General features: G+C 62.1%; 7 protein-coding genes. 5 read left to right on the forward strand and 2 right to left on the reverse strand.

All coding sequences use genetic code 11. From position 1 onward, the window contains the following. Positions 1–206: 206 nt before the first annotated feature. Together BM400_RS19675 and pyrH are read left to right on the forward strand one after the other, a co-directional pair. Positions 207–1286 carry an MlaD family protein gene (locus BM400_RS19675; RefSeq protein ID WP_089843062.1) on the forward strand — a complete coding sequence of 360 codons (1080 nt, stop codon included), beginning with the start codon at positions 207–209 and terminating at the stop codon, positions 1284–1286. Between the two features lie 112 nt (positions 1287–1398). After that, complete coding sequence (gene pyrH / locus BM400_RS19680; RefSeq protein WP_089843065.1) at positions 1399–2103, forward strand: UMP kinase; 705 nt, start codon at positions 1399–1401, stop codon at positions 2101–2103. A 146-nt stretch (positions 2104–2249) separates the two neighbouring features. Here pyrH and BM400_RS19685 read toward each other — a convergent pair whose 3' ends face one another. Next, a complete protein-coding gene (locus tag BM400_RS19685) occupies positions 2250–3509 on the reverse strand; it encodes a lactonase family protein (protein WP_089843068.1) in 1260 nt (419 codons plus the stop codon). A 107-nt stretch (positions 3510–3616) separates the two neighbouring features. Then, positions 3617–4849: a lactonase family protein gene (locus BM400_RS19690; protein ID WP_089843071.1), complete on the reverse strand. Its 1233-nt coding sequence runs from the start codon at positions 4847–4849 to the stop codon at positions 3617–3619. 502 nt (positions 4850–5351) lie between these two features. Here BM400_RS19690 and treY point away from each other — a divergent pair. The 3 genes from treY (at position 5352) to BM400_RS22195 (ending at position 11362) form a co-directional block, all read left to right on the forward strand. Next, positions 5352–8000 carry a malto-oligosyltrehalose synthase gene (treY, locus tag BM400_RS19695; RefSeq protein ID WP_089843074.1) on the forward strand — a complete coding sequence of 883 codons (2649 nt, stop codon included), beginning with the start codon at positions 5352–5354 and terminating at the stop codon, positions 7998–8000. A 5-nt stretch (positions 8001–8005) separates the two neighbouring features. Further along, positions 8006–9757, forward strand: a complete 1752-nt coding sequence (gene treZ / locus BM400_RS19700) for a malto-oligosyltrehalose trehalohydrolase (RefSeq protein WP_089843077.1) — start codon at positions 8006–8008, stop codon at positions 9755–9757. Positions 9758–10042: 285 nt separating this feature from the next. Beyond that, entirely contained in the window at positions 10043–11362 is a 1320-nt protein-coding gene (locus BM400_RS22195; RefSeq protein ID WP_245782044.1) for a DUF5666 domain-containing protein, read from the forward strand. Positions 11363–11415: the final 53 nt, after the last annotated feature.

Consider the following 11415-nt stretch of genomic DNA (forward strand, 5'->3'; position numbering starts at 1 on the left):
CGCTCCCTCTTGAAGCGCGAAGACGATTTCCTGCATCCACTAGATATACGGCTTCTTAGAATGCATCCGAGATGCCGTCTGCCTGGTGTACCCCTTCTGGGCCGATGGTATCCTTTGACGTACACAGGCCGAAAAACCGAAACGCTGGATATCGATTCGTCTTCACAAACGTCTCGAAGAGATCCAGAGTGTGGCAAGGAGAGGAAATGCCGAGTCAGCAGGAGGTTCGCTGGTCGCAACTGAAGGTAGGCGTGATCGTGCTCGTGTCCGTGATCGTGCTGACCACGCTGCTCTTCCTGATGACGAGTTCATCGGGCATGGGCCTCACCTCGCATAAAATTGAGGTCACCACCTACTTTGAGAACGCTGCCGGCCTGAAGGAAGGCGCTGCCGTCAATCTGCAGGGCGTCACCATCGGTACGGTGAAGAGCGTACGCATCGTCGCCTCCAAGAACCCCACCCCCGTCCAGGTCGTCATGAAGCTCGACAGCAAGTACCAGGCTGGGCTCAAGAAGGATTCGAAGGCCGCCCTCACCACCGTTGGCGTACTCGGTGATACCGTCGTCGACATCAACAGCCAGTTCGCGACCCAAGGCCCGCTCCAGGACGGAGACGAACTCCACACCCTCGAAACGCCCAGCATCTCCGACGTCGTCAAGGCCAGCCAGGGCACCATTGAAACCCTCAACGTCATCCTCGCCAAGATGAACGCCCTCGTCGACAACATGCAATCCGGCAAGGGGTCCATCGGTCAGCTCATCAATAACCCCGACCTCTACAACAAGGCCAGTGCGACCGTCGACGAGTTGCACAAGCTCACCGCGAACCTGAACTCCGGCAAGGGCTCGGTCGGGAAGCTGATGAACGACGACGAGATGTACAACCGCCTCAACGGCGCCGTCGGCAAGCTGAACGATCTCGCCTCGAACCTCCAGGCCGGCAAGGGCACCGCTGGCAAGCTCCTTACCGACGACAAGCTCTACAACAACCTGAACAAGACCCTGGAGCAAGCCAACAGCCTCATGGTGGACGCGCAGCACGGCAAGGGTTCCGTCGCCCTTCTGCTCAACGATCCGAAGTTCCGTGAGCAGTTGACCGACACGATGACCCAGCTCAACACCGTCGTCGCAAACGTAAACGCCGGCAAGGGAACGCTCGGTAAGCTCACCACCGACGACACCGCCTACACCAACCTGAACTCCCTGCTGACCGAGAGCACCCGCCTCGTGACGACGATCCGCTCCGACCCCAAAAAGTACCTCACCATCCACCTGAAGATCTTCTAGCGGAGCGCGCATCTGGAAAGTGGGACGGCCGGAGCAATCTTCCCGGCCGTTTTCTATTCCCTCCTCCCCATTCTCTGTTCCCTGCCTCACACATGCGATACTTGATCCTGACATGTATAAAAGAGTCCTCCTCAAGCTCTCTGGCGAAGCACTGGCCGCAGGTGCCGGCTTCGGAATCGATGCCATCTTCATTCACAAAGTAGCCGCCGAGATCGCCACCGTTCACGCGCTCGGCTGCCAGATCGGTATCGTCGTCGGCGGAGGAAACTTCTTCCGCGGTGTAGCCCAACAGGCTATCGACATGGATCGCGTCGCCGCCGACCATATGGGCATGCTCTCAACGGTTATCAACGCCATCGCGCTCCAGGACGCCATCGAAAAACTCGGCCTCTTCTGCCGCGTCATGTCCGCGATCGAGATGCACCAGGTCGCCGAGCCGTACATCCGCCGTCGCGCCATGCGCCACCTTGAAAAGGGACGCATCGTCATCTTTGCCGCCGGCACCGGAAACCCCTTCTTCTCCACCGACACCGCGGCCAGCCTGCGCGCCATGGAGATCAAGGCCGACATCCTGCTCAAGGCGACCAGCGTCGACGGCATCTACTCCGCCGACCCCAAGAAGGACGCCACCGCAACCCGGTACGAGACCATCACCTACAACGACATCCTGCGCCAGGATCTCAAGGTCATGGACACCACGGCCGTCTCGCTCTGCCGTGATAACAAGATGCCGATGATGGTCTTCAGCATGCGCGAAGAAGGCAACATCGCCCGCGTCATCAGCGGTGAAAAGCTGGGTTCTCTGGTCACCGCGTAAAACATCGCTCAGCATACAGAAACAAGAGAAAGGCCCCGCACATGCGGGGCCTTTCTCTTGGGATAGCTCTCCGAAACGGCGATGGCTCCGACCGAAGTCGGAGCCATTGTTTTCGAGGCTCTGGGCCCTGAGCCCTGAGCCTTGCCTTAGTTATCCAGCGCCTGCGTCGGGTGCGAGCCGTTCGCGACCGAAACCGCGCAACTCGGCAGTCCGCTCGCAGCGAACGGCGTGTTCTGAACCTGCTTCAGACCACCGTTGTGCGGATCAAGCTGCTCGCCGGTCACGGTGTTGTCCAAAGCGTTGGAGGTAAAGAGGTAGATACCGCGAGCCGGCTCGATGGTGATGCAGGTCGGACCCGTTCCCACCGAAGTGGATGCGGAACCCGAGGAACCCGAGAGGCTTCCGGTCGCCGTGTTGATCACAAAGGCCGAAACCGTGTTCGCGTTGTAGTTCGCGGTGTACAGGTAGAGGCCGCGCGGATCGATCGTGATGCCCACAGGCAGCAGGCCGGTTGTGAACGGGCTCGAGACCATCGGCGTCAGAAGACCGCCGGTACCCTGCACCACAAAACCGAAGACTTCGTTCAGCGACTTGTCGGCGACGTAAACCCACTTGCCGGTCGGATCTTCCACAATCGCGCTGGGCGTCACGCCAACCTTGGTGCCTGTCGCGACAGTCACGCCGGCGACGGTCGTGATCGAAGTCGCTGCATTCGGCGTAATCGTTCCGGTCGGGATGCCCGCGCTGGATACTGGCACTGCAAAGCCGAGAACGGTCGCGTTGGGCGAGGCCTCCTGGTCGATCACGTACAGATACCGCGTCGCAGCGACGTTCGACGTAACCGGGCTCTGGATGATGGCGACAGGATTGTTTCCGATCGGGAAGTAGCTCAGCGAGCCATTCGCCACCGGTGTACCCAGCGAGTTGTCGCTCTTGATCGGGAAGATCGTGATCAAACCGGGGCCGGGGTTCGCCGTCGTATAGCCCGGCTGGTACAGCGAAGTCACATAGAGATAGTTGCCGGTCGGATCGATCGCGAGTGCGGTCGGGAAGCTGCCCTGCACGTTATAGGTGTTTTGTGCATAGAGCTTGCCGTCCGTGCCCACCGCGAATTCAACCACATTCGAGTCGTCGCGGTTGATGACATACAGGAACTTGCCATTCGGAGTCGGGACGAGACCCACCGGATTACGGCCACCCGAAGGGATCGGCGAATCCGCAAGCTGCAGAAGCGCACCGGTCTGGTAGTCGACGCCGTAGGCGTTGATCAGGCCAGGGCTGGCCTTCGTCGTGGTCGTGTAGACATAAGCCAGGGTAAAGTCGCGGCTGCAGGCCGTGACGCCGAGACCAATTGCCAGGGAACAAATTGTGGCCTTTGCAACCCGGCCTATCGTATGCAACTTCATGCGCTTCCTGATTCCCGGGCGCTCAATGCCGCCCGCCGTGATCTTGTGGTCTCTAAGGTTTTGGCTGGAGAGCGATTCGCCCTCCAGCCAAACCCGTGCCGTAATGGCTAGCTGATGTTTCCGCTGACGACCAGACAGACTGACTGTCCAGTCGCGGGGAAGTTGGAGCCGCGCTGCAGATTCGAGAGCTTACCCGTATTCTGATCGATAATCTTACCCGTCACCGTACCGTCGAAGTTCGCCGTGTAGATGTACTGGTTCGAAGGATCTTCCACGATGCATCCAGGCCCTGAACCGATCGAGTACGGATTCGCCGAATCGCCAAGCGGCTGCAGCTTGCCGGTCGTCGCATCGATCGTGAACGCCGAGATCGTGCTGTTCGTGTTCTGCGAGTTCGTCGTCGATTGGTTGATGACGTAGAAGTACTTACCCTTCGAGTCCACCAGCGACATCACCGGGTTCGCCGTCAGCGACAGATTCGCCACCGCGCCACCGTTCGCCGTGTTCAGCGCGCAGTTCGTGCCCACCGTGTAAGGCAGAATCTGGTTCAGGCCCGCGTCGGTCAGGTACACGTTGCTTCCGTTCACGTTGATCGAGGTCAGCTTGGTAGCGCCCGTCACGATCGAGGTGTTCGTCGTCAGCGTCAGTTGGCCCGTGCCGGAGTTCACCGAGTACGGGAAGATCGTATTGTCGCCCGAGTCAAGCGCGAACAGGCATCCACCGCCCGAAACCTTCAGCATCGTCGGGTTGGGGCCTACAGGGAAGTACGTCTTCTGCACCGTGCCGCCGCCGTTCTGCAGCGACTGCTGGTTCGTCACCAGCGTCAGGCGGCCCGTGTTGCCGTCGATCGCGAACACCGTCACGTCGCCCACCGTCTGCTTTGTGGTGGTCGTCACGCCGTTGGTGGTCGTTACGATATCCGGAGCCTGCTGGTCAAGCACGTACAGAAAGTTGCCGGTCGAATCGACCTGCACCCAAACCGGCGTGTTGCCCTGGCTGCTGTACGTCTGCTGGAACGTCAGCACGCCGTCGCCGCCAACCGAGAACACGGAGATGTTGCCATTCGTGCCCGTGGCCTTGTTGATGACGTAGACGTAGCGTCCGCCCGGACGCACGGCAATCGAAGCCGGGTTCGTCCCGCCAGACGAGAAGGGCGAGTGCGGGATCGCGGTGAGGTTCCCCGTCAACTGATCGATCTTGAATCCGGCGATCTGGTTGTACTGGGTACCGATCACCCACATATAACCGATTGTGCCACCACCACAGGCCGTCATACCCAGACCCATCGCTACGGATGCTACCAAGGCCATGGAAATGCGGCCGATCTTGCTCAACTTCATGCGGTTCCTTCATCCTCGCTGACGGCGAACAGGCCCCGTCGTTTGCTGCGAGCAACTCTTTAGGGATATTCCTTCTACCGATTGTAGAAGGAGACGTGACTTTGTGCCAGTTTCCAAGCACCGTTCTCGTCCCAAAGTGCTCGTGGGTTGGCCTCGGCGCGTGCAGGTGCCGGGGCACGGATCAATCGTGGCGATGAACTCTTCCGGACTTGCCGGTAACTCTCCTGCAATATCCGATGGTCGATAGACGCCCGAGGAACCGTTTAGGCGCTCCCACTACACAGCTTTTTGACGGTTTTTTTCACGAACCCGGCTACAACCCGTCCATGCGACTTGCCTCCGGGTACAACCGCCAGCCCCGTCCGGGCCTCTAAAACGGTATTCCCGCCTTCTCAGGGGCTGAGCGACGCGGGCAAACACGCATCGTCCACGGGCCATCATGCTCACCGACACACACGACCGTGCATCTCCGGTCGAACCCACCCCTAGGAGGCGGAGCACCATGCAACGAATCCCCAACTCAACCTACCGCCTCCAGATGCACAAGGACTTCACCTTCGACGACGCCGCCGCGATCGCCGAATATCTCTACGCGCTCGGCATCTCGCACGTGTACAGTTCGCCCTACCTGCAGGCCGCGCCCGGCAGCATGCACGGCTACGACGTCGTCGACCACCAGCATGTAAACGCAGAACTCGGCGGCGAGGCCGCACACTACCGTTTCTCCATCAAACTCGGCGAAAACGGCCTCGGCCAGATCCTCGACATCGTCCCCAACCACATGTCGCTCGGCCAGGAGAACCATCTCTGGTGGGATGTCATCGAAAACGGCTCCGCCAGCCGGTACGCCTCGTTCTTCGACATCGACTGGCAGCCGCAGGAGGAACGCCTCCGCGACAAGGTTCTCGTCCCTATCCTCGCCGACCAGTACGGCGTCGTCCTCAGCCGTGGAGACATCCGCGTCACCCGTAGCGGCAACTGCATCTTCGTCGAGTGCTCGGGACAGCGGCTCCCCGTCGCGCCCAACTCGCTTCCCGCCATCCTCGGGCGCGCCGCCGACTACGCCCACTCTGACATTCTGAACTTTATCTCTGCCTCCTTCGGGCGCCTCCCCATCCCGTCCTTCGGCGATCGCCGCCGCATCCTCGACCGCAACCGCGACAAGATCGTCCTCAACTCACTGTTGCACCGCGTCTGCCTGGAAGAAGATGCCGCCTGCCAGGCCATCGACCGCGCCATCAACGAGCTCAACCAGAATCACGATGCGCTCGACGACTTCCTCAACCAGCAAAACTACCGTCTCGCCTTCTGGAAGACCGCCGACCAGCAACTCGGCTACCGCCGCTTCTTCGACGTCAATACCTTGATCGGCCTCCGCGTCGAACGCGACTACGTCTTCGAGGAGACCCACTCCCGCCTCATCGAGTGGATCAAGCGCGGTGTCCTCGACGGCGTCCGCGTCGACCATCCCGACGGCCTCCGCGACCCCTACGAATACTTTCAGCGCCTCCGCGCCGCCGCGCCCGACGGCTGGATCATCGGCGAAAAGATCCTCGAACCGGGCGAGTTCCTCCGTGAATCCTGGCCCATCGAGGGCACCAGCGGCTACGACTTCCTCAATATCGCCCTCGGCGTCCTCGTCGACCCCGCCGGCCTCGCCCGGCTCACCGACGTCTACAGTGCGTTCACCGGGGAGCCCACGCACTTCCCCTCCATCGCGCACGACAAGAAGCTCGCCGTCACCCAGGAGGCCCTCGGCTCCGACGTCAACCGGCTGACCAGCCTCTTCGTCGATATCTGCGAGCAGAACCGCGACCATCGCGACTCCACCCGTGTCGAGATACGCCGCGCGATCCGTGAGATCGCCGCCTGCTTCTCCGTCTACCGCACCTATGTCATCCCGGACCGCGACGAAATCACCCCCGAAGACCGTGCCATCATCGCCAGGGCGATACGCCAGGCGAGGGAAAACAAGCCCGAGATCGGCGCCGACCTCTTCGACTTCATGGGCGACGTCCTCACCCTCAGGGTCACCGGCAGACTTGAAAGCGAGTTTGTCCTGCGCTTCCAGCAGTTCACCAGCCCGGTCATGGCCAAGGGCGTCGAAGACACCGCCTTCTATTGCTACAACCGCCTCACCGCCCTGAACGAGGTCGGAGCCGACCCCGCCCGCGACGGCTATACCCCGGAGGAGTTCCACGCCTACTGCCAGAGGATGCAGGCGACGCATCCTTATACGATGATCACCCTCTCCACCCACGACACCAAGCGCTCCGACGACGTCCGCGCCCGCATGGCCGTACTCACGGAGGTCCCCGATCAGTTCGCCGAAGCCATCGAACGCTGGTCCGCGGCAAACGACCGCTTCAAGACCAACAGCCTGCCCGACCGCAACAGCGAGTACTTCTACTACCAGACGTTGATCGGCGCCTGGCCCCTCTCCCCGGATCGCGCCAGACAATATATGCAGAAGGCCATGCGCGAGGCCAAGCAGAAGACCTCCTGGGTCGCCAACAACCAGGAGTTTGAAGACGCCCTGAACGCCTTTATCGACTCCACCCTCGCGGACGAGCACTTCACCGGCGAACTCGCCCAGTTCGTCCGTTCCATCGAACCCGCTGCCCGCGTCAACTCCCTCGCCCAGACCCTGATGAAGCACACCGCCCCCGGCGTGCCCGACCTTTATCAGGGCGGCGAGCTTTGGGATCACTCCCTCGTCGATCCCGACAATCGCCGCCCCGTCGACTATACCCACCGCTACAACCTCCTCAAGGAGCTGCGCAGCGGACTCACCATCGATCAGGTCACCGCACGCATGGAGGAAGGCCTCCCCAAGATGGCCCTCATCCGCGCCGCCCTCCACCTGCGCCGCCACAACCCTCTCTGGTTCGGTGCCAACGCCGAGTACGCAGCCCTCCACGCCACGGGAGCCAAGGCGAAAAACGTCCTCGCCTACCGCCGCGGTAATAACGTCGTCACCGTCGTTCCCCGCCTCACCCTCAACCTGACCGGCTGGGAAGACACAACCCTCGAGCTCCCCGAGGGCCGCTGGCGCAACCAGCTCACCGGCGAGGTCCTCAACGGCGGCTCCGTCTCCATCGCCACCCTCTTCGAACACTTTCCCGTAGCCCTGCTCGCCCTGGAGGCCTGATCCATATGCATGAATTCAAAGTCTGGGCACCCCGCGCCAACAAAATCGCCATCAAGATCGGCAACGAAGCGACTGCCATGCAAGGCCCTTCGGAGTCCGGATGGTGGAAGGCTTCGATCGACTCCGCCGACGACGGCACCGACTACGCTTTCCTTCTCGACGACGACAACACCCTCTACCCCGACCCGCGCAGCCTCTGGCAGCCGGAAGGCGTACACGGGCGCTCCCGCGTCTATGACCAGCGCCGCTTCCATTGGACCGACGACACCTGGCAGGGCCCCCCATTCTCCGGCGCGATCCTCTACGAACTCCATATCGGCACCTTTACCGCAGAGGGAACCTTTGACTCCGCGATAGCCCGCCTCGATCATCTCCATGCCCTCGGCGTCACCCACATCGAGATCATGCCCGTCAACGCCTTCCCCGGAGCTCAGGGCTGGGGGTACGACGGAGTCGCCCTCTACGCCGTGCAGCAAAGCTACGGCGGCCCCGACGCGCTCAAGCGATTCGTCGATGCCTGCCACCACCGAGGGCTCGCCGTCATCCTCGACGTCGTCTATAACCACTTCGGCCCCACCGGCAACTACACCGGCAAATTCGGCCCCTACCTGACCGACCGCCACAAAACCCCCTGGGGCGACGCCGTCAACTTCGACGAAGGCGGCTCCGACGAGGTCCGCCGCTTCTTCTGCGACAACGCCCTCATGTGGATGCGCGACTACCACATCGACGGCCTCCGCCTCGACGCGATCCACGAGTTCATGGATCGCTCGGCCGTCCACTTCCTCGAACAGCTCTCCTCCGAGGTCGAGACCCTCTCAGCTACCCTCCAGCGCAAGCTCATCCTCATCGCCGAAAGCGACCTCAACGACCCCAAGATCGTCCGTCCCCGAGAAGCCGGCGGCTACGGCATCGACGCCCAGTGGTCCGATGACTTCCACCACGCCCTCTTCACCCTCATGCACATGGAGCCCAACGGTGCCGGCTACTACTCCGACTTCGGCTCCTTCGAAAAGCTCGTCAAAGCCCTCACCCATATCTTCGTCTTCGACGGTGGTTACTCCCGCTACCGCAACCGCTCCCACGGTCGCCCCGTCGACGGCCTCTCCGCGCATCATTTCATCAGCTTCATCCAGAACCACGACCAGATCGGCAACCGCGCCAAGGGCGAGCGCCTCGAACACCTCGTCGGCATGAACCGCGCCAGGATCGCCGCGGCCCTTCTCTTTACCGCGCCCTTCATCCCCATGATCTTCCAGGGCGAGGAGTTCGCCGCCTCCACACCCTTCCTCTACTTCGCCGACCACGAAGATGAAGAGATGGCGCGTCTCGTCTCCGCCGGTCGCCGCCGTGAGTTCGCCGCCTTCGGCTTCGACGGCGACGACATCGCCGACCCCGAGAACGAAGCAACCTTCCTCCGCTCCAAGCTCCACTGGAGCGAACTCAACGAGGGCATCCACGCCGAGATGCACATCTGGTTCCGCTCCCTCATCCGCCTCCGCCGCTGCTCGCAGTCTCTCAACGACGGCGACAAGGACCACGTCGAAATTCGTTATGACGAAGAAAAGAAGTGGCTCTGCATGCAGCGCGGTCTCGTGACGATCCTGTGCAACCTCGGTGAAACGAGCCCGCAGTTCGAAGCTCCCGAAGACTCGCGCCTCGAACTCTCCACCGTTCCCAGCCTGGCGATCGTCGACGGCAAAGTCACCCTGCCACCCGATAGCCTCTGCATCCTCTCCGCCGAAGAACCATACTGACACCACCCTGGCCATCTCCCTCTCCGCGCGAGAGGGAGATGGCCAAACCTGAGTGCTTTCTTACTGTCGTTACAAAACGTTACAAATCGCGTCTCCCCATGAAAATAAGGCATATGTCCTGAGAAACCTTATGTCCAGCTTAAGGTTGGGGTTATTCGATGGAATCTTCTTCCCGCAGGGAAACTTTTACAAGGTTGGTTCGTATCAAGGTCAGGGGCTCGCTCCTATTACCAACCTGCAATTCATTTCGCAGATTCAGTCTGCGCCCCTGAGGAAGATCCGAAGATGCCGTTCCAAGTGTCTCAAACGACTGCCGTCCCCGAATCCTGCACGCCCACTGTGCGTCGGTTCTTGTTCACCCCGACACTCTTCCTGGGCGCAGCATTGTTTCTGCCGTTCACGCTTCCGCACGCCGTCATGGCACAGGCTCCCGCCGCCACCGCCCCGAACCCCAATGCCCCACAGCGTGGCACGGTCAAGGCCATCAACGGCAGCGTCCTCACCGTGGCCGCCGACTCCGGCAAGACCATCACCGTCACCCTCGCGGATGCCACCAAAGTCACGCAGCTCGCCCCGGGCAGCACGGACCTGAAGACCGGCACCGCCGCCGCCGTGACCGACATCGCCGTCGGCGACCGCATCCTCGCAGCCGTCAAGGCCGGTGACGCACCCGATGCCTACACCTCGGCCCGCGTCATCCTGATGAAGTCCGCCGATATCGCCGACCGTCAGGCAGCGCAGAAGGCTGACTGGCAGCGCCGTGGCTCCGGTGGACTCGTCTCCGCCGTCGATGCCGCCGCAGGAACCATCACCGTATCGAGCGGTGCCAAGAAAATCGTCCTCACCACCACCCCCACCACCATCTACCGCCGCTACGCGCCCGACTCGGTCAAGTTCGAGGACGCGCAGGTCGGCACGCTCTCCCAAATCCAGCCCGGCGACCAGTTGCGCATGCGCGGCACCAAGTCTGAAGACGGCACCACCGAAGTCGCCGAAGAGATCGTCAGCGGCTCCTTCTCGAACATCTCCGCGACCATCTCCTCCATCGACGCCGCGGCCAACACCGTGACCGTCAAGGATCTAGCGACGAAGAAGACCGTCGTCGTCAAGGTAACGCCGAACTCCGAGATCAAGACCCTTCCCGCGATGATGGCCGCACGCCTCGCCGCGATGAACGCCCCCGGAGGCGCAGCCGGAGCGCCCGGAGCAACTGCCGGAGCAGCCCGTCCCACAGGCGCAGGAGCGCCCGCAGGCGGTCCTCCGCAGGGCGCCGGTGCTCCTGGCGGATATGGCGGCGGTGGATACGGTGGCGGCGCAGGCCGTCCCGGCGGTGGCATGGGAGGACCGGGCGGTCCCGGTGGCCGCATGGGTGGCGGAGACCTCTCGTCCATGGTCGCGCGCCTTCCGGCAACCACCCTCTCCGCGCTCAAGGCGGGTGACGCCCTCATGATCGTCGGCACCCAGACACCCGGTTCCACCGGCATCACCGCCATCACGGTCCTCTCCGGCGTCGAGCCGTTGCTGACCAAGACCGGAGCTCCCGCCATGACCCTCGCTCCGTGGAGCGTGGGCGGCGGAGCACCCGAAGGTGGCGGCGGTCAGTAGTCTCCTGTTTCCAGAGTTCTGTTGTCCAACGATGGTTGATGAACCAATTCCAG

This window comes from Granulicella pectinivorans, from assembly GCF_900114625.1.
GTDB classification, from domain to species: domain Bacteria; phylum Acidobacteriota; class Terriglobia; order Terriglobales; family Acidobacteriaceae; genus Edaphobacter; species Edaphobacter pectinivorans.

Bases quoted from the DNA above. Each gene is read 5' to 3' on its own strand.
- BM400_RS19690 (WP_089843071.1), bottom strand. From the start codon at position 4,849: ATGAAGTTGAGCAAGATCGGCCGCATTTCCATGGCCTTGGTAGCATCC.
- treZ (WP_089843077.1), top strand. From the start codon at position 8,006: ATGCATGAATTCAAAGTCTGGGCACCCCGCGCCAACAAAATCGCCATC.
- treY (WP_089843074.1), top strand. From the start codon at position 5,352: ATGCAACGAATCCCCAACTCAACCTACCGCCTCCAGATGCACAAGGAC.
- BM400_RS19675 (WP_089843062.1), top strand. From the start codon at position 207: ATGCCGAGTCAGCAGGAGGTTCGCTGGTCGCAACTGAAGGTAGGCGTG.
- pyrH (WP_089843065.1), top strand. From the start codon at position 1,399: ATGTATAAAAGAGTCCTCCTCAAGCTCTCTGGCGAAGCACTGGCCGCA.
- BM400_RS22195 (WP_245782044.1), top strand. From the start codon at position 10,043: ATGCCGTTCCAAGTGTCTCAAACGACTGCCGTCCCCGAATCCTGCACG.
- BM400_RS19685 (WP_089843068.1), bottom strand. From the start codon at position 3,509: ATGAAGTTGCATACGATAGGCCGGGTTGCAAAGGCCACAATTTGTTCC.